The sequence below is a fragment of the Aporhodopirellula sallentina SM41 genome (assembly GCF_000346505.1).
Taxonomy (GTDB): domain Bacteria; phylum Planctomycetota; class Planctomycetia; order Pirellulales; family Pirellulaceae; genus Rhodopirellula; species Rhodopirellula sallentina.
The window spans coordinates 1-19123 of sequence record NZ_ANOH01000168.1; the positions used below are offsets into that span (position 1 = coordinate 1).

Genomic DNA, 19123 nt, shown 5'->3' on the forward strand with positions numbered 1-19123 from the left:
TACGCAACCCGGCGCAATCCGTTGCCAACGCGTCCGCAATGGGGCGACGCTTCAGTCAGCAAGGACGGCAAAGCTCTCTATCTGCACATCCTCCACTGGCCCGAATCCGACACAATCAATGTCACCGACCTGCCCGCAACGGCGTCTTCCGTCGTGTACCTGAAGAACGGCGATCCAGCCGAGTTTGCTCAAAAAGGGGACACGCTCAAGATCACACTGCACGATGAACCGCTGAACCAATACGACACGGTTCTCAAGGTCACATTCCCCGCCAACATCGACAAATAGCAAACAACAAACAAAGCGGCGTCAGACTCATGAACCGGTTCCGATTATTCAAAGACGTCGGCACTGTGGCACTGTGGCACTGTGGCACTGTGGCACTGTGGCACGGTGACACGGTGACACGGTGACACGGTGAGTCCAACTCGCCTCTCTTCATGAATCAGCCTACGAAATCTTGAGAACCGAACCAATGAAATACCTCGCTGTCGTGATCGTCCTGATCTTTTTCACTCGCCCCATTCAGGCCCAAGAGGTCCAGCCAACATGGGAATCGTTGGCCGAACACTACGAAGTCCCTCAGTGGCTGGTCGACGGCAAGATTGGTGTCTGGTTTCACTGGGGCATTTCTTCTGCCGCCGATCCCAATCGTCCGAACGATGGCTCATGGTACGGCCGCAACATGTACGGAGGTGGAAAGAAAGTCGCCCAGGAACTGAGTGCCTGGCATACCAAACGCTACGGCCCACCATCGGAATTCGGATACGAAAAGATGATCCCGCTATTCAAAGGTGAGAACTGGGCCCCGGACGCATTGGTGGAATTCGTTAAAGAAAACGGTGCCCGCTTTATCATGCCTGTGGCCTGTCACCATGACAATTTCGACATGTACGACTCTTTCCATCCATGGAACTCCGTCGACATGGGTCCGAAACGGGACACCCTGCAGGAATGGAAAGAGGCTGCCACCAAACACGGTCTCAAATTCGGGATTTCGACGCACCTCTACTGGTCACCGGGATGGTTTCGACCGGCCCGCAAATACCAGAAAGAAGGAACGCCGGAATGGACACTCTTCAACATGGACTACGACCCGAAGAACTTCGCGAACCAGGACAGTTGGAACAAACATTGGTACGCCCGCAGTTGGGAAATCGTAGAGAAGTACGATCCCGACATGTTCAACCATGACAGCGGCCCTTACCCGAAGAATGAGTTTCCACAATTCATCGCCGAGTATCTCAATCGCGACCTGAACGAAAACGACGGCGAGCAAACAGTGGTTTTCTCCACGAAGAACCCGGACCTGAACCGCAAGGCCTTTACCTACAACCTCGAACGTGGCGGGGCGGGGGAAATCAAAACCGATCCATGGATGTGGGCAACCGATCTATCGGGCGGCTGGTTCTACCGCGCTACCGCGACCAACAAGATGAGCATCCCTGTCATGGTTGCCAACGCTGTTGATGCCATCAGCAAGAACGGAATCGTCATGCTCAACATCGCACTCACCGGCGACGGTGTCATTCCCGAAACACAGCAAGCGTACCTCAACGCGTTTGGTGATTTTCTTAAAACCAACGGTGAAGGAATCTATGGCAGTCGCCCTTGGAAAACCTTCGGCGAAGGCCCCCTGAAGATCAAGGACGGCCGTCAGGGCGAAAACCACAAAGACTTCTCGCAGCAAGACATTCGATTCACGCAAAAGGACGGTGTGCTTTATGCGTTTGTGTTGGCCCCAGCCGATGAGGACATCGTCATCAAAACTCTCGCAACCGACGGGCTGCTCGAGCGAGAGATCCTCGACGTTTCATTGATGGGCAGCGGTGAGCAGATCCAGTGGGAGCGAACATCCGATGCGTTGACCATTGAGCTGCCAGAGAGTTTGCCCGGAAAAATCGTCAACGGTTTTCGAATCCACACCAACTGACCTGAGCTGAACTCATCGCGATCTACATCAGAACCCCACCATCTCTCAACAGAATTCCGACCATGCCAATCAAAATCAGAACGCTGTCCACTTTCGTCTTTGTTTGCTCATTGTTGTGCAACTCATCAGTGAGCGCGCAGACAACCGACGAGCGGATGCAATGGTTCCGCGACGCCAAATTCGGCATGTTCATCCACTGGGGGCTCTATTCGGTGGCCGGCGGTGAATGGGAAGGCAAAGACTATGGAAAAGAGCAGGGAGGAGCGAGCGCGGAATGGTTGATGAACAGCGCGAAGATCCCGAGAGAACAATACCGCGATGCCTTGTCGCCCCAGTTCAATCCCACGCAGTTCGATGCCGCCAAATGGGTCAAAACGGCTAAGCAGGCAGGCATGAAGTACATGGTGATCACCTCCAAACACCATGATGGCTTTTGCCTCTTTGACACCGATGCAACCGACTACAACGTTATCGACGCCAGCCCCTTCCGTCGCGACATCATCAAAGAGCTTTCAGAAGAATGTGCCAAACAGGGCATCAAATTCGGCGTCTATTATTCGCAGTTCAAGGACTGGTATCACCGATCGCGTGGAAGGGGCAATCCAGGAACCCTGTCGACGGAGGAATATCTCGACCTCGTTGAGAAGAACCTCGATGAACTGCTTTCCAACTACGGCGAGATCTCTGTCCTCTGGTTCGACACCGGCGGAAACGACGTGATCGAAGCCGATGCCCAGGGTGCTCGGGTCCGCGAACTGCAACCGAATGCTGCGATCTGCAGTCGGCTGTACAGTCGTCGGGTACCGACTGAAAAGCGGCAATACGCCGACTTTGACTCGCTTCCTGACCGGATGCTCCCTGTCAAACGCATGACCGAGGACACCGAGACGTGCATGACCATGCGGCACAACTGGGGCTACGACCGCACCGACGATGCCTGGAAGAGTCCGAAGGACATCATTGAATTCTTAGCGTTGTGCACCGCCCGGGGAGTGAACCTTCTCCTCAACGTCGGCCCGACCCCCGAAGGCACGTTCCTGCCCGAAGAGATCGAACGACTCAGTGAAGTTGGTCAATGGATGCAGGCCAATGGCGAGTCGATCTACGGCACGACATGTTCTCCGGTCGACTTCGACTTTTGGTGGGGAGCGATGACCCAAAAAGACAAAACGCTCTATCTGCATGTTCTCGAGTGGCCCCCCGAAGGCGTTGAGTTCAACGGCATCATCGGTAAACCTTCCAAGGCATACTTCCTAGCCGACCCGCAGCAAAGGGCGTTGCCGCTTTCATACGAAGCCGACGGTCATGTCACCAAAATTGAAGTGCCCGCCACATCACCCGATCCACGAAATACCGTCATCGCAGTGGAATACGAAACTGCCATCAAGGCCGATCCTGACGCAGAGGGTAAATATCACTGGTATACCAATCGCAGAACACGACACACCGACATTCGCCAAAACCGAAATGCGGGACGACACACGCTTCCCAAAGCCGTCACCGACGAGTAACGCCGAACCCACAAACGCGATCCTTGAGGCTAACGCTCTGCCGCCTCCGGACTTCCCCCGGCAATGAACCAAAAAAGCAATCGAGTAAAAGACGAGACCAACATGAATAAGTTTTTCGCAGGAACACTGGCCTGCCTCCTGTTGAACATTGGCACGGCAGACCGATGCGCCGCACAGATTGATCCGAACTGGGAATCAATGTCGCAGCACTATCAAGTCCCGGAATGGTTCCAAGACGGGAAGATCGGCGTTTGGACTCACTGGGGCGTGCCATCGGGAATCGACGAGAATCGCCCCAACGACGGTTCACACTATGGCCGGAGAATGTACGGCCCATCGGCCACCGAAAGCGGTGCCCAGCGAAAGATGACGCAGGATCTCACGGACTTCCATAAAAAGCGCTACGGGCAACCGTCTGAGTTTGGTTACGAGGATCTCGTGCCGCTCTTTCGAGCTGAAAGGTGGGATCCGGAAGGTCTCGTGAAATTCTTCAAAGACAACGGGGCTCGGTTCGTCATGCCGGTCGCTTGTCACCATGATAACTTCGACATGTACGACTCATCTCACCCATGGAATTCGGTGGACATGGGGCCCAAACGCGATACGCTCAAAGAGTGGAAAGAGGCTGCTCAAAAACACGGATTGAAATTTGGTGTCTCAACGCACCTCTATTGGTCGCCTCGGTTCTTCCACACCGCCCGCCCGTATCAGAAAGAAGGGACACTAGCGTGGAAACTCTTCAACATGGACTACGACCCCAAAGCCTACCCCAGCCAAGATAGCTGGAACCAGCATTGGTACGACCGATGCTGGGAGATCATCGATAAGTATGATCCCGACATGTTTAACAATGACGCACCGTTCCCCGATGAGAAAAAAGGGAAAGGATTGGGAATCAAACTGTTCTCTTCATTCGTCAATCGAGACCTGAAGGAGAACGGAGGAAAACAAACTGTCGTGTTTTCTTGCAAGAACGGCAACAAGCCCAAGGCAGCGTTCACGTACAACCTGGAACGAGGCAGCGCCGGCGAAATCAAACCCGAGCCTTGGATGTGGGCCACCGATCTCTCGGGCGGATGGTTCTATCGGAAAACGGCCGTCAACCACATGAGCATTCCGGTGATGGTCGGCAACGCCGTCGATGCGATCAGCAAGAACGGAGTCGTGATGCTCAATGTCGCCCTTCGTGGAGACGGGACTCTCCCCGAAAACCAAGCCGCCTACCTGACGACGTTTGGAGCATTTTTGAAAACATGCGGTGAAGGTATCTACGGCACGCGCCCGTGGAAAACCTTCGGCGAGGGGCCGCTTGAAATGAAGGACGGCCGACAAGGAGAAAACAAACATCCTTTCAGCCAACAAGACATTCGCTACACGTGCAAAGGCAATACGCTCTACGCGTTTGTCCTGGCCAAACCGACCACCGACATCACGATCAAGACACTCGCTCAGGGCGGGCTGTACGAGGAAGAGATCGGCACGATCGAGTTGCTCGGCACCGATGAAGCGTTGACGTGGAATCGGACCGCCGAAGGGCTCACTATTGAGCTCCCCAAAACACTGCCGGGAGATCCCATCATCGGGCTTCGCATCCGTCCCGCTGGCCTTGCCGTCGAAACGACAGAGACGATCAACGGATCGACCACGGCAACAATCGGTCCGGCACACTACCCGGAGTTCAGTTGGGACACGATTCCGCTGTACATGCACATGCGCAAATCCGCCAAGTTCAGCCGCGAAGAAATCGAGTATTTGGCCGGCTTCCCCGTGATCACGTTAGAAAAGACAACGGGAAGTAAAACGTACGGGTCTTCCGAGCAGGGTTCGCTCGAGGCAGCCAAGGCCATTAAGAAGATTAACCCCAAAGCGAAGGTTCTGTACTATCGCAATGTCATGTGCAACTACGGAACGTACCGGGTGAACGAAGGCTTGAATCAGATCCCGGGTGCCTTTCTGGTAGCACGAAACGGCAAGACAAAACTGCATCGAGGTGTCCGAGAAGTCTACGACCTCTCGAACCCGGCTTTGCGCCGATGGTGGGTCGATCACTGCGTCGAAATGACCGAACACGATGCGATTGACGGCATCTTTTTGGACGGCAACATCAAGGCATTGGAACAAGCATTCTTGAAGAAGGAGATCGGCGTTGCAAAGAAACAAGCAGTCACCGACGGCTACGCCACCATGATGCAAGATCTTCGAAACCAAACTCCGTCTGCTAAACTTCTGATCGCGAATATCATTCGAGCGAGACTGCCTCACTCCGGGTTGGACTACCTGCAGTACTTTGACGGATCGTATTTGGAAGGCATCGAAAGCCAAGCGAATGGCTTATCGCGACTCGAATATTTGGCCAAAGGCATCGCGGCAACCCAACGCGCCGCTCGTGATGGAAAAATCATCTGCATGTCGATGGGGCTGGGGCGAGACGCGACAAAAGGCCTTCGGATCGATGACACTCGCCAAAGATTACAACCGGGTGAAAACACCCAACCAAGACTGGAGTACTGTTTGGCCCTTTTCCTAGTCTGTGCCGAAAAGTACAGCTACGTTTATCCACATGACGGGTACAGCGTAAACAACAACGACAGCTCAGTCTGGTTGCAACGTTTTTCCGAATATGACAAACCGCTGGGACCGCCCAAAGGGCCTGCAGTCAAAAACGGCAACGTTTACACGCGTGAGTTCACCCACGCCTCCGTCACGCTCGACATCGAAAACGAAACGGCAAACCTCGTTTGGAAGTAATGAACCGCGTGCAGGCGGAGCAGAGACAGCGGATATCGATTCCGCTGGCACAATGCGATAGAACCCTCGCAATCTGCAAACTCGGGCGATCTGCAAATGCAGGCAGTTCTCACGGGTCGCGTGTCCCAAATGGGACGCATGATCAATCGCCCCAACCACCACGGTTCGTTTCGTAACCGACACCTGGATCACCTGCATCGGGGGACGTCGCCATCCATGATCGTACCGAAGCGCCGCTCGCAGTGAACTTCCGTCGAGCGATTCGAATATTGGCCGGCCGCGTTCGACGTCTCAGCGAAGTTTGAGCGAACGCGAACGTGTTCATCCAACAGTGCAAAAACACTCGCAGGATAACGAAACACGCTACTTTTTCGATTTCCTGCGGCAAATGCTAACGATCGATGGAGCATACCGTCGGCGGAGCAAATCGATTCATGGAAAAGTCTGAGCGCGAACAACATGACCACTTTCTTCGGCTCTTCATGGAGCACGAGGAGATGCTACGGCTATTCGTCCGTTCGCTTCTCTTCAACATGGAAGAGTCGCGAGAAGTGATGCAAGAAGTGGCCGTCGTCCTATGGCGAAAGTTTGATAGTTCGTTGGACAGTGACTCCTTTCGAAGATGGGCGTTCGGCGTTGCCAGGATGGAAGCGTTGGCTTTCCGGAGAGACCGTGCGCGGGATCGTCATCTGTTCGGAGACGATGTCGCGGAACTGCTCGGTTGTACCATCCAGGATGAAGCCAACAGGCTCGACCACGAACGCAACGCGTTGGAAACATGCGTGCGGAAACTGCGACCCGACCAAAGAGAGCTTTTGCAATCGGCCTACCAACCGGGCGCGAAACTCAAAGACCTCGCCAAAACACTCGGCTGGACATCAATGACTCTTTACAAAAAACTCCACCGCATTCGTTTGCAATTGATGGAATGCGCCAAACGCGAACTCGCGGCCGAGGATTACTCGTGAACGACCAACACGCTCGACTCGAACTGATTCGGCGATGCCTAGATGGTGAGGCAACCAATGAGGAAATCGCTCAGTTGGAAGAACTGCTCCGGGCTGACCCTGAGTTTCGCTTGGAATACCTGCGTTACCTGAACGTTGATTCGGTGCTCGCCGCTTTGCCAAACAAACGCGAGTCGGTTGCGGAGTGTCGTGTTCACGACGCGCCGCAATTGCCACCATACGAATCAAGATGGCCGCATTTCCTCGGGCCGGCCGGTTGGTTAACCGCTGCGGCAATGCTGTTATTTTCATCGGTGTTAACGCTCCAGTCGATCGACCGCGAACAGAACAACACGCGGTCTCAAAGGACACGGGGGATCATCGCCAAGCCGACCGCGGTCAAGGACACAGGCGTTGCTGTCTTGACCCGTACCGCCGGCCTTCAAGGCGCCGCATCGACCAATTGGCGAATTGGGGAAACCATCCCGCCGGGGTTAATGAAGTGGGACTCGGGTCTGTTGCAGTTGGAGTTCTATGGTGGCGCGACCGTGGTCGCAGAAGGCCCTGCGGAAATCGAAATCCTCGACGAGTCTCGCGTCGTCTGCAGAGCGGGACGGCTTCGTGCACGCGTTCCCGAGCCCGCGAGAGGCTTTGCTGTTCTTGCTCCAAACGTTGAGTTGGTCGATCTCGGAACAGACTTCGGGCTTGATATCTTGGACGACGGCTCGGTGGAAGTGCATGTGTTTGACGGGGCGGTCGAACTCTTTGCTGTTGAATCGAATCGCGATCTGAGCACACGGGTTCAACTCAACGCGGGCGACGCGGTCTCCGTCGGTCGCGACGGGATTTCGAAACCGGTGGGCTCCCGCAATGCCGACTTCGTCTCACCGAGTCGGCTCAACCGAATGTCTGCTTTTCAACAACAGCAGACGCATCGCGATTGGCGAACTTTTCGTGACTCATTGCGAGACGACCCGCGCGTTGTCGCGTACTTCCCGTTCGAGCGAAACTCCTCGGACGATCGTGTCCTGACTGGCTATGGCAGCAACGGCACTGTCATCGAGGGAGCGATTGTCGGATGCGAATGGACACAGGGCCGATGGTCGAGCAAGTCGTCACTGCAGTTTAAAAGGCCCGGTGATCGCGTGCGACTCAACGTGCCAGGCAAGTTTGAATCGATGACCTATTCAACGTGGGTGCGGGTGGACGGGCTCGACCGAATGCATAGCTCGCTGTTGCTGACCGACGGGTTCCGAGAAAACTCCCCTCACTGGCAGATTCGCCGCGACGGGAATCTTGTTCTCGGTGTGCAGCATCCGGGCGACAACGCGATCAACTACCAAGCCAAATCGGTTTTCAATGCCTTCCGTCTCGGCCAGTGGACGCATTTGGCAACCGTCTATGACTCCGAACGATCGCTCGTGACACACTACGTCAACGGAGAAGTCGCCAAGAAACATCGGTTGAAATCGTTTGCTGGCGGTCTCCTTGAGATAGGCAACGCAACGATCGGTAACTGGAGTGAGCCTGAACCGCATCATGCACCAGGCATCCGCAATCTCAACGGATGCATGGATGAACTGATCGTCTTCAACGAAGCTCTCCTTGGCAAAGAAGTGCGGCGCATTCACGAGGTTGGACGACCATGAGAATCCGCCTATCTTCCTTTCCAATGGCGATGTTGCATTCAACATTGGTTGCGGTTTTGCTGGTCGGCTCGGTTGTGAATACTCTTTTGCCAGGCCATGCGAAAGCGGAGGAGTTCGTGACAACCGACAGGCTGTCGCTCGAAGAATTGAAGGTAGCCGGAATGCGGGCGTCCAACCTCCGCAAACCGCTCCCGAATAAGACTACTTTTGAAACGCCGCAACCAGACCTGGATGCATTTCGTGCCGAGATCGAACCTGCGTTTCGCGATGCCTGTTACGGGTGTCACGGACCTGAAGTCGCAGAAGCTGACATGCGAATCGACACGTTGGATCCAGACCTTCTGCACGGAGAGGATGTCAGTTGGTGGCTGGAGGTTTCGTCGGCTATTGGCAACGGCGAGATGCCTCCCGAGGATGCCGCTGATCTGCCTGACGAAGATCGCGAGAGGATCATCGAGTGGCTCTCTACGGAACTTCAGAAGGCTTCGCAGGTGCGACGGTCGCAGCATCGTGGTTCGTCGTTTCGCCGATTAACGCGATACGAATACAACTACGCGTTGCGGGATCTGCTCGGGCTCAAACTGGATATCACAAAGAATCTGCCGCCCGATCCCATCTCTCCCGATGGATTCATGAACAGCTCCAACATGCTGCAAATGACCGGCAAGCAATATGCGCAGTACTTGGAAGTCAATCGGCGTGCTCTGAATCGGGTTACGGTCAGCGGTGGGCGTCCCGAGGTGTTGTATTGGGGCGTTTCGTCGGAGCAGGCATCGGCGAGCCAGTTTGCTGAACTCGAAACGACGAACAAGCAAGCAGCGAGTCAAAAGCCGGCAACACAATCACGAACTGATCAGCGAGACGACCAGCGATCGGCACGGGGACGCGCCCAGAGACGCGGTGGAGGTGAAAACGACACCGCGCGTGTCAGGCGGGCTTATTACAAGAACACCCGAACCGGCCAATCGGTTCCTGCGATCTGGTCTTACGCCAGAGCCGTGCATGCGTGGTCACCGACGACTTCGCGTCCTGAAGTGCCTGATCGTTCCGACTTCATCGCCGTGCTACCACCAAGGCAACGGTTGGTTGTCGAACTTGGAAACCGCGTACCCGACAAAGGGACGATGCGAGTTAAAGTCCGAGCCTCGCGAGCATCCGCAAACCCAAACCCTGCTCCCAAACTCGCTCTCGAATTTGGATGGCAAGGAGACAGCGACCAACGAGCTTCGTTCCGAATCAGCACGCGTGACACCGTTGTCGACGCCACTCCCGATCAGCCGGTGTTCTATCAATGGGACATCCCATTGAGCGATATCAATCCTCGCAACCCGGCACGCCAAAGGGTCGAACTCGGCGCGGTTGGCGAAACCAACCCTTCCGAGTACATCCGACTATTGAACACCTCATCTGCCCCTTCCGCAGACATTCAATTCGACTATGTCGAGGTGTCGGCTCCTGTCTATGACAAATGGCCACCGGAGACGCATTCGGCAATCTTCATTGAAAGCGAAAACCCCAATAACGAAGAAAACTACGCGAGAGAAATCGTTTCACGTTTCATGCGTCGAGCTTGGCGACGCAGCGTGACCGAGTCGGAAGTTGATCGGCAGATGGAACTATTCGCCCGCGTGCGGCCGATCTGCATCAACTTCGAACAAGCCGTGGTTGAAACGCTGGCTGCGGTGTTGTCCTCTCCACGTTTCTTGTATCTCGTGCCGTCCGATCATTCGGCTTCGGGTGCATCACGCACGGTGAACGATTTTGACCTGGCGACACGTCTTTCCATCTTCCTTTGGTGCAGCACTCCCGACGATGAACTGCTCGACCTCGCCGCGGAGGGTCTGCTGAGCCGTCCGGATCACCTGGTCCATCAGACACGTCGCATGCTTGCCGATCCTCGACATAAGCGATTCTCAAAACACTTCGTGCAACAGTGGTTGCCCATCGCATCCATGTTGAAGTAGGGCGGCTCCTCACAGGCGAACGCGACGAAGCGGGCGGTTCGCTTGCCGGTATGCTCACGCAGCAAACGGCTGACTTCGATCAACACCGCGACGGCGGATGCGTTGTCATCGGCACCGGGAGTACTGAACACGGTGTCGTAATGAGCACCGAGCACAACGATCTCATCAGACCGCTTGGTTCCGGGGCGTTCAACAATCAGGTTCGTCGCTTCGTCCCCCATCGCATCGTAACACTCACGCGAATGACTGAGCCCCATACCGGACCACTGACCTTCGAGATAGCCGATCGTGGCTCGAATCGTTTTCGGCTTGCTCAGGGTGCGCGGACCGATCAACCCCGCAAGCCGATCGACATGCAGCCGCAAATTCTCTTCGATCGTGTCGCGGTCCCCATTCATTGGTCAGTCAATACATCAGTAGGGTGGAGCGAGTCGGCGGAAACCGTGAAAGAGAACGATGAACAGGAACAATAGATTGCGCAGAAGAACTGCGATTGGATTGAGGGTGGGAGATTTCACCGAGCTATCGCCGGCAAGTGAATCGGCCAGCGACTCACCGAGACGCTCCATCCAAGAGACACGACGTGGCCATTCCCAAATGCCGTCGAGCCATTCATTGGGGATACCTTCTCGTCCGACACCTGCACCTACGATGGCACCGACAATCGCGGCCGTCGTATCCGCATCGCCTCCGCACTCGATGGTGCTGGTGACTGCCTTGCGGAAGTCTTTCGGATTAGAAAGCCAAGCATGGATTGCGACGGGGACGGTGTGGTAGGTGTATCCGGTCACACCATCATTCAGGCCCAGCGAATTGGCAAAGGTCCTGGTAGATTCGCCAGTCTCAGAACTGCGAATCACTCGCCGGAACGAGTCGATTAGCTCCCCACCACCATTTCCCACGACATCGACAACTTCATCGAGCCAAAGGTTCGCATCGATAGCTTGATAGTCCCGACTGTGCTTGGCTGCCAACGCGACCGCGATTGCTCCGTATTCGGCTTTCGGATCGCTGTGGGTCAATTGCGACGAGGCTCGCACTAGGTTCAGCATTGACGGAACGTCGTTCAGGGCAGCACCCAGGATCGCTGCGCGCATGGCAGGGCCATTTCCGGCGGAAAACACACCTGCCTTCGCTGGACTTACCCCGAGCCACAACTTGATTCCCGATCGCGCCGTCGCTTTGCCAACTCCCGCTGGCAAAGCCAAAATCCACCATCGCAAACGTCTTGCAAAACTGCGGGTGAACTTCGGAACGTCCGCACCTGCGTCAATCAACGACTGAGCAACCATGCAGGTGTGTTCGGTATCGTCGGAAACCATGCCGCGACGGACTAAGAACCGATACCGGTCGGGTGGACCAAGCAACCTAGCAGCTCGCTGCGGCGATATTCCTTCATAGGGCAACCCCAACGCATCACCAACCGCCGTCCCCAGAATGCATCCAACGATCGCGTGGTAGTTCACTGAATCTCCTCGAAATACGATGCACTCAAGATTCATCCCGCAAATAGGAGAGAAAAGTCAGGTTTTCAACTCAACCGACTGGATAGCCTTCCGCGGCGTTGAAACGTACATAATGGCTTCCTGTCCTGCCAATCCAGACTGCCGCAGCAATTCAAAGTAATCATATCGCTCAATCTGAAAGCGATGATCGTCAACACCAAAATACCGATGCAGTAGTTTCTCATGCCGCATCGTGAACAACTGGATTCTGCCTTTCACAGGAAAAATCTTTCCGTCCCAAAGAGTTCGCTTCATCTGATTCCGGTAATAAAGGATAAAGCCCCAAAGAATCAGCCCGAAGAACACTGTCACACCAACATACACTGACAAGGAATGAATCCCGAAGGTGCCTGTGCGAAGCATGTCTGCACAGAAGCCAAGGAAACCAACTCCAAAAATGACCGTGAAGGCCACCCACGCGAAACGTGAATTGGCGTAATGCTTACTCGAAACCCGTTTCTTCTGAGCTGCCGATAATTCACCGGACTGATTCGCGACTAAATCGGATTGAGAAAAGCCAAAGACCGTCTCCAGAACAGCCTGCCGTTTGGATAGATCATCATCCACCGTGTGCATTCTTTCGATTCACCTCCCATTCGAAACCGCTACAGGCGAAAGACAGCCATGCCAGGTGATTGATTGTAGCAAGTAAGAGACAATCGCGGCTGAGGCGCGTTTCGGTAGCAAACAAACACCAACGTCGAGCACGAACCATCGGGATGTTCCTCAACGATCCCAGGCATGGAAAGCTGATATCTCACTCCAACGATGCTAGAAACCGATCCAATTACCAATCAGCCGATCGGCGTTAGCCGCGGTTAACACGCCCCAACCGAGACCAGCACCCTCCGGCTAACCAACTCGCCAAGTTTTCAGAGAGGTTCTAAACGAAAACGTTGACACGGTAATATCCAAGACCAGGATCCCGCACGTATCGCAGAGCCTGAAATCGCAGTTGCAAGGAATGAGAACTGAAAGCCGTATTTCACACATCCGCCTTGGGATCGATTACCGTGCCGTTAATGGCTAGTTGAAGCTCCCCACGGTGTTCATCGGACCTGACATCGGTGGATCGCAATCCCATTCATCCGGGGAAAGTCAGATAGGTTGCCGGGACCGCGTCGACGAGCCAAACGCCGTTGGCGGAAAGATAGAATTGATGCCCGTCACGATGCATTGCTTCGGCCGCGACTCGCAGGATGATAGGCTTGCCACGTCGCGAGCCAACTCTTTTCGCGGTTTCTTCATCGGGCGAGAGATGAACGTGGTGTCGAGATCGCTTATGCAGGCCGGTCGCTCGAATACCTTCGAGAAAGGCGGCGACCGTTCCGTGATAGAGGATCTTGGGTGGTGACTTCCGCTCGAACTTGAGTTCGACGCCGGATACCGAATGCCCTTGGCTGGCTCGGATTCGCAGGCCATCATCGCTCAATGCAAAACGCTTCTTGTCGTTCGTGGCGACCACATCATGGAGCAATTCGAGCGTCAGCGTTTTTCCACGAGCGTTGGCTTGGCGGATCAATTCGTCGATGCCGAGCCAACCTTCACGATCTAGCTTCACACCAATCACTTCGGGCCGATGCCGAAGGACCAAACTGAGGAACTTGCTCGTAGAAACGATTTTGTCGTTAGATGTCATGACTCAAATGGTACCGCAAACGAGAAAACGCTCGCGACAGAGGTTTCCATCGCGAGCGTTTTGATGTTCAGCCTTTCGTCCTACAGCTCAATGTCTTCGGCCTCGCGGACGAAACCGCCTACGTCGGATTCTAGGAAATTTCGAACTACGTGGAACACGGCGTCACAGGAGCCTCTGACATACAGAATGTCCTGGTGATCGGGTGCTTGCGTGTTGCCGTACAGCGTGTTGCCGTACAGGGCGAATGTCGATGCAGACCAGCTTCGGATCGGCGAAGCGTTTGCTATTTCCGTTTCTTCTTCAAGTTCTTCCGCAATCGCTTCCACACCTTGCGACCAGAGTCCCGATCAAGCCGGGCGAGCTGGTGCTTGCGGATGTCGAAAATGGCGGTACCGCCTCTCGCTTGCTTGGTGTAAACGAATGGCAAGCAGACGGCGATGACCTTGTTTGGCTGACCAGCGTCACTCGCTTTGTAGACCGATCGAACCGGCTCGTCCGCCGCCAGCGTGCCGCCGGAGCAGCACCACAGGAACGAGGGCAGTTCGTAGATCTCCGTCAAAGCGGTGACGTAGTCACCTCGTTTGATGTCTTCTCCGGCGACGCGTGCTGCCACGTTCGTCGCGAAGTTGGTTGTGGTTTCCATAGTTCATATCGCTTGATGAAAGTAGTTTTGAATGTGCACTAAGCCGTCGTCCGGCATCCGATTACTCGGCGCCGGATTTTGCAATGACGAAGAAATAAAACTGCACACGCATGGTTACTCTCACGAACAAAGAGAAATGAAAACGGTATTTTGGAGGCGGGAAATCGGAAGCCTGCAGGATGCACCCACAGTCCTCTTTTCACGCGTCACTTTTCTAACTTCAAACGACTGAAGTTGAGAGCCAACTCAGCAGTCAGCCGGGTTTGCTTGAGCGGGCAAGGCCAATCGATCGCCCATGGATACCAGTAAAGCGATCGACGAAGCTTTCGATCAGACAACTCGATGCTCTACCCACTGAGCTACCAAGCGAGACAAAGGTTCGCTTTGGCGGGAATCCAATCCGCGACAATCGCGGTTTCCAGCGTGCTCTCGCCAAACCACCCGACCCATGATCCGACGCGGTTCCGAAAAGACGGATCGCTTTGCACGCTGGCGCTACTCTGGTCCTCTCAGGACAAACCGGCCCGACGAGCGATACCGACCAACACGGCCGGCGATCGGGTGCCGAACAATTTGGTGAGCGAACTTAGTGATTTGATCTCGGAGGCACATACGGGCTTCGTACGAACGGTGAACGCCACAATGGTGAGTCTCTACTGGCAAGTTGGAACTCGGATTCGGACTGACATCCTGCAAAATAAGCAGGTGGAATACCGCAAGCAGATTTGTGTGACACTGTCACGACAATTGATCTGGAGCCATTTCGTCACCAACCTTCCGAGTGAAAGACGGGCTGAAACGTGAGTTCTATACCGAGATGTGCCGGGGCGAGGGACATCCCCTATATCGCGATCGAGCGTTGAGGTGCTCCACAATGCCAAAATTGTGTTCACATGTGCAATGAGAACCCAAAAATATCGCTATGTTGGCAAGTTTGATTGATTGTAGGGAAGATTCCACCGATACCGGAAATGACATGGCTATAGATGGGGGGACAGCACCCTCGCAAGAACCAAGTGTTTACTGGGGATTTCCTGTGCAGAACTGGCTGTTGTGCCTCACCGTTCACGCGTTGATGCTGTTGAGCATGGGCTCGGCACTGCACGGTCAGGTACCAGGAACGGTTTACGACGAAGAGGGAAAGCTGGCCTACGTCGCGAATGACCCTGCCTACCGCGCCTATGCATCGCTGACCGGACGTGCGGATGATCCGAATCGGGTGCACACGGATCTATTCGCCCCCATCCTCTCGACAGACGATGACTTGCTCTTCGCGGGTGGGATGCGGAAGCGTTCCCCGTTCGGCGACGTCGTGAACGTGAACGAGCCTTTCGTGATGAACCCGAGTTGCGGCTGCCCGGATCGCTCCACGAATCATCGCCGCGATTGTTTGATGGCTGGGTGTTGTTGTCGAGACCGTCGCTGTCAGACGCGGGCACGCCGAAGCGGCCGGTCGATTCAGGGTTGGATGCGTCAGGGTCGTTCATGGCGACGGGTGCTTTGAAATCTCACGGTGCCGTATTGATCTCAGTTCGTGATCAACCGATTTGATGCTATGGCAACCGTAGGCCGCTGGTATGAACCGAACGCGACCGAAGTCTCTCGAAAGCGATTCCCCGAACGGTCGAGCACTTTAACCGGTATCGATTGCGACGGTATTCCGGATCAAGCGTTCACGAACGCGGCGGATACAGTCGCGTCGAGTTGATCGAAAAGCCGCGGGATCCGGGCTTTTCTTTCGTTTGAGCGAGCAGTACGTTTCTCAGAAATCCTCCTATCCCATTTTGTTATCAATCATGCTCGGGAGAAGGCCATGTGTCCCAAGGGCGATTCAAGAGCGTTCCTGTTCAGGACGACGATCACTTCCTTGCCCGCTGCCGTTACGTTGAACGAAACGCGAAACGATCGGGGTTGGTAGGGAAGGCAGAGGGTTGGCGATGGGATCGCTGTATCGCTGGTCCCAAAACAGAGAACCGCTGCCGCGACTGCTGTCGCCGTGTCCGAGCCCGCGTTCGCCGAATCTGCTCGGGCGAGTCAACGAACCGCTCGAAGACAAGGAGTTCGGTCACATCCAATTGTCGATTCGCCGACACAGTCTCCTCGGAATGCCCTAGAAACAAGCACCAACACCTAAAAAAGACTCCTGCCACCTTTTCTTCACTGAAACCTTTTCTTCACAAGTTCCTGAAGTAAGAATCCGGGGTGTTGCCCAGCACGGAAACTTTGCCGACGCCAAACTCCCGTTGCCCCTCTCAGATTTCCGTTTGGTTCTCCGTCATCTTGGTCAGCCTTACCAACGGTAAGCCAGTGTTCCCGATCCGATGTGCAGTACTTGGTTTTCGTTGAACTGAGTGTTGTAATCAGCTCGCAATTCCCAGCGGTCACTTGGACGTGCCTCGAAACCACCGCCAAGGATCGCCCAGTCACGACCCAGGTCCAAACCGTTGGCGGTGAAGCCCGCTCCACCCACGCCAGCGAATTGAGCGTTCACGACCGATGTCGTGTCCAGGAACTCGTGCATCCAACTGCCGCGAATCTCTGGCGTGATCGCCCAGCCGCGACGCGACATCCATGACTGCCACTGCAAACGGGTACCCAGGTTGCTGCGAAGCGAATGCGTGTCGACGCCCGACATCGCCAAGTTCATCGCACCCGCTCCCGTTTCGGTGAACGCATTTTGACGAGCATAGACGTACTGCAGTCCCGCGAAAGGTTGCAGCACGCGCGAACGTGACAGATTCAAATTCAAGCCGCGTTCACCAAAAGCAAACCCTTGCCAACCGTCCGATTCACCGCTGGCGGTGCGAGTGAGTGCACCGACTTGAATCGTGCGGTCACTTTCATAACCGTCAAACTGCAAGCCGCCCATCGCGATCCCGTAGTGGTTGCCCGCACTGTGCGTCAGGTAGCTCCCAAAGTTGCCGCCATTGGCACGCACGGTTTGGTCCATGCTGTCGGCGCTGACCGACGAACCTACATAACCGCCGAAGAAACCCAGATGAGCGTTGTCGCCGAGGTAGCGTTCGATGCCAAAGGTCGTCCCGCCCAATCCATAATGGATGCCCGCAGCATTGCCATCGGATTCGGCCGACCCACCGAGTCCATAGCCCGTCATCCAGCCCTTCCAGTGGTAGGCGGCATGGCAGGTCGGTGCGATCAGTGCGTCGCAAGGCGTTTGTGTTGATGAAGCGTCGACGTAGCTAACCAGGGCAATGTCGGAACTCGATCCCGTGACGCTGGGGCGAGTTGATCGTGTTGCGTTGACAAAACCACTCCCGCTTGATCCGCTGCTACCTGAGCCGCCGCCGAACATCCCCGATCGCAATTGGCCGCCGATCGTGCCGATCAACTGGTTGGTGCCTTGGATCACCACCTGTGACTGGCTGCCGTAAACCTCACCGCTCAATTGGCTCAATCCGCTTTGAACTTGAGCGTTGGTCAGCAACCGAAATTCATCGAGCACGCTGCCGAAATCGCCGCTTGCTCCCGTAGAGTTCTCGTCGATGTAGAACCCGACGGTTTGACGATTGCCTGAACCGCCCACCGACGCGTAGTCGGTGCTGTTGGCAATGAGCGTAAAGAACGCCGAGTTCGCATCGTAACCCAGTTGGGCATCAAAGAACGCCAGGTCATCGGTGATTGTATCGAACGTTCCACTCAAACCGTGCGCTGTTTGCAGGAACGTGTACTTCGCGCCGTTGGTGTAGCTGCCCACGGCGCCCAAAACGGAAACGTCACCGCCGTTGATCGTCGCCGTGTCGGCGGTGATTAAATCATTGTCGGTGCCGGCGATCGGGGTGGCCGAGGCTTGAATCTCCACTTCGGTGGTACTACCTGAATTGAAGCTTGCATTTCCGCCAATCGTCATCGTCCCGATGGAGTTCCCCGCAGCGAACGTACCGTTGTTGATCACGTCGCCGTAGATGGTGCCGCTGCCGCCCAATTCGCTGTTGGTGTCCACGGTGGTGTTGCCCGCCAGCGAACCGTTGACGACCAAGCGTCCGGCACTGACCGTGGTGGCTCCGGTGTAAGTATTGGTTCCCGAGAGAACCAGTTCGCCGGTGCCTGTTTTGGTCAATGATCCACTGCCACCAATATCGTCGGCAAGGGTCAACGTTCCGGTGTTGACTTGGTAGCCAGCGGTCACACCGGTGTGCAGGTACATGCCTGAACCGATTGCCTGGCCGTTGGCTCCATCTGCAGACGTGCTATCTCCGGCCCCGCCGGTGCCTGCGATCAGGCCGTTGTTGGTGAATGCACTGTCGATGATCGAAAGTGTTCCGCCTTCGCGGACGAAGATCGCTCCACCCATCGCATCACCAGCGTCACCTCCGTAGTACACTGTCCCTCCATCGCCGCCACCGAACCCGCCGGATCCGCCGGTTGAGCCGCCGTTGTAGCCGGTTCCAGCGCCGCCGCCGAAATCTCCGCCGTCTCCGCCTGCTCCGAAATAGCCGCCACCACCACCGCCACCAAAATCTCCGCCATCTCCGCCATCAGCGTAGTAACCTCCGCCACCGCCGCCACCAAAAGTGCCACCGTTGCCCGCAACGGAACTGTTGTCGCCCGAACCGCCACCGCCTC

Annotated in this window: 15 protein-coding genes and 1 pseudogene; 9 read left to right on the forward strand and 7 right to left on the reverse strand. The window is 55.4% G+C overall.

Annotation, left to right across the window (positions count from 1 at the left end):
* From RSSM_RS33670 to RSSM_RS10935, 7 genes are all read left to right on the forward strand, one after another.
* On the forward strand, positions 1-288 hold a 288-nt coding region (locus RSSM_RS33670; protein WP_044302268.1), incomplete at its 5' end, for a hypothetical protein.
* A 187-nt stretch (positions 289-475) separates the two neighbouring features.
* Positions 476-1933: an alpha-L-fucosidase gene (locus RSSM_RS10900; protein ID WP_008677999.1), complete on the forward strand. Its 1458-nt coding sequence runs from the start codon at positions 476-478 to the stop codon at positions 1931-1933.
* 128 nt (positions 1934-2061) lie between these two features.
* Positions 2062-3444, forward strand: a complete 1383-nt coding sequence (locus RSSM_RS10905; RefSeq protein WP_008678000.1) for an alpha-L-fucosidase — start codon at positions 2062-2064, stop codon at positions 3442-3444.
* A gap of 102 nt (positions 3445-3546) precedes the next feature.
* Positions 3547-6192 (forward strand): alpha-L-fucosidase, encoded by a 2646-nt coding sequence (locus RSSM_RS34675; protein WP_236621074.1) that lies wholly within the window; start codon positions 3547-3549, stop codon positions 6190-6192.
* 434 nt (positions 6193-6626) lie between these two features.
* Positions 6627-7160 carry a sigma-70 family RNA polymerase sigma factor gene (locus RSSM_RS10925; RefSeq protein ID WP_044302277.1) on the forward strand — a complete coding sequence of 178 codons (534 nt, stop codon included), beginning with the start codon at positions 6627-6629 and terminating at the stop codon, positions 7158-7160.
* Positions 7157-8788 carry a LamG-like jellyroll fold domain-containing protein gene (locus RSSM_RS10930; RefSeq protein WP_008678008.1) on the forward strand — a complete coding sequence of 544 codons (1632 nt, stop codon included), beginning with the start codon at positions 7157-7159 and terminating at the stop codon, positions 8786-8788. The genes RSSM_RS10925 and RSSM_RS10930 overlap by 4 nt, the downstream gene beginning before the upstream one ends.
* Before the next feature lie 161 nt (positions 8789-8949).
* Entirely contained in the window at positions 8950-10752 is a 1803-nt protein-coding gene (locus tag RSSM_RS10935) for a DUF1592 domain-containing protein (RefSeq protein WP_261340254.1), read from the forward strand.
* Here RSSM_RS10935 and RSSM_RS32420 read toward each other — a convergent pair.
* From RSSM_RS32420 to RSSM_RS10960, 5 genes and pseudogenes are all read right to left on the reverse strand, one after another.
* Positions 10725-11150 (reverse strand): annotated as a pseudogene (locus tag RSSM_RS32420) (M28 family peptidase); the annotation flags it as partial. The gene RSSM_RS10935 and the pseudogene RSSM_RS32420 sit on opposite strands and share 28 nt — an antisense overlap.
* A gap of 15 nt (positions 11151-11165) precedes the next feature.
* Complete coding sequence (locus RSSM_RS10945; protein ID WP_008678012.1) at positions 11166-12218, reverse strand: ADP-ribosylglycohydrolase family protein; 1053 nt, start codon at positions 12216-12218, stop codon at positions 11166-11168.
* A 57-nt stretch (positions 12219-12275) separates the two neighbouring features.
* The gene (locus RSSM_RS10950; protein ID WP_008678015.1) at positions 12276-12833 is read right to left on the reverse strand and encodes a hypothetical protein; all 558 of its coding nucleotides are present in this window, start codon (positions 12831-12833) and stop codon (positions 12276-12278) included.
* A gap of 508 nt (positions 12834-13341) precedes the next feature.
* On the reverse strand, positions 13342-13896 hold the full coding sequence (locus tag RSSM_RS10955) for an RNA 2'-phosphotransferase (RefSeq protein ID WP_008678020.1): 555 nt from the start codon (positions 13894-13896) through the stop codon (positions 13342-13344).
* A 283-nt stretch (positions 13897-14179) separates the two neighbouring features.
* The gene (locus tag RSSM_RS10960) at positions 14180-14539 is read right to left on the reverse strand and encodes a hypothetical protein (protein ID WP_008678022.1); all 360 of its coding nucleotides are present in this window, start codon (positions 14537-14539) and stop codon (positions 14180-14182) included.
* A 342-nt stretch (positions 14540-14881) separates the two neighbouring features.
* Here RSSM_RS10960 and RSSM_RS10965 point away from each other — a divergent pair, with 342 nt between their 5' ends.
* Positions 14882-15343, forward strand: a complete 462-nt coding sequence (locus RSSM_RS10965) for a DUF1016 N-terminal domain-containing protein (protein WP_044302270.1) — start codon at positions 14882-14884, stop codon at positions 15341-15343.
* A gap of 172 nt (positions 15344-15515) precedes the next feature.
* Positions 15516-16043 carry a hypothetical protein gene (locus RSSM_RS33675; RefSeq protein ID WP_160168123.1) on the forward strand — a complete coding sequence of 176 codons (528 nt, stop codon included), beginning with the start codon at positions 15516-15518 and terminating at the stop codon, positions 16041-16043.
* Positions 16044-16370: 327 nt separating this feature from the next.
* On the opposite strand, the gene RSSM_RS33135 is transcribed toward RSSM_RS33675, so the two are convergent.
* Both RSSM_RS33135 and RSSM_RS10980 read right to left on the reverse strand, forming a co-directional pair.
* Complete coding sequence (locus RSSM_RS33135; RefSeq protein ID WP_144059732.1) at positions 16371-16577, reverse strand: hypothetical protein; 207 nt, start codon at positions 16575-16577, stop codon at positions 16371-16373.
* A gap of 252 nt (positions 16578-16829) precedes the next feature.
* Positions 16830-19123 (reverse strand): autotransporter family protein (locus RSSM_RS10980; protein ID WP_044302271.1); only part of this gene is annotated, 2294 nt, incomplete at its 5' end.

What these genes read in the sequence shown, in the direction of transcription:
- RSSM_RS10900 (WP_008677999.1), top strand. Translation starts at nt 476, where the DNA reads ATGAAATACCTCGCTGTCGTGATCGTCCTGATCTTTTTCACTCGCCCC.
- RSSM_RS34675 (WP_236621074.1), top strand. Translation starts at nt 3,547, where the DNA reads ATGAATAAGTTTTTCGCAGGAACACTGGCCTGCCTCCTGTTGAACATT.
- RSSM_RS10925 (WP_044302277.1), top strand. Translation starts at nt 6,627, where the DNA reads ATGGAAAAGTCTGAGCGCGAACAACATGACCACTTTCTTCGGCTCTTC.
- RSSM_RS10935 (WP_261340254.1), top strand. Translation starts at nt 8,950, where the DNA reads ATGCGGGCGTCCAACCTCCGCAAACCGCTCCCGAATAAGACTACTTTT.
- RSSM_RS10950 (WP_008678015.1), bottom strand. Translation starts at nt 12,833, where the DNA reads ATGCACACGGTGGATGATGATCTATCCAAACGGCAGGCTGTTCTGGAG.
- RSSM_RS10955 (WP_008678020.1), bottom strand. Translation starts at nt 13,896, where the DNA reads ATGACATCTAACGACAAAATCGTTTCTACGAGCAAGTTCCTCAGTTTG.
- RSSM_RS10960 (WP_008678022.1), bottom strand. Translation starts at nt 14,539, where the DNA reads ATGGAAACCACAACCAACTTCGCGACGAACGTGGCAGCACGCGTCGCC.
- RSSM_RS10965 (WP_044302270.1), top strand. Translation starts at nt 14,882, where the DNA reads ATGCTCTACCCACTGAGCTACCAAGCGAGACAAAGGTTCGCTTTGGCG.
- RSSM_RS33675 (WP_160168123.1), top strand. Translation starts at nt 15,516, where the DNA reads ATGGCTATAGATGGGGGGACAGCACCCTCGCAAGAACCAAGTGTTTAC.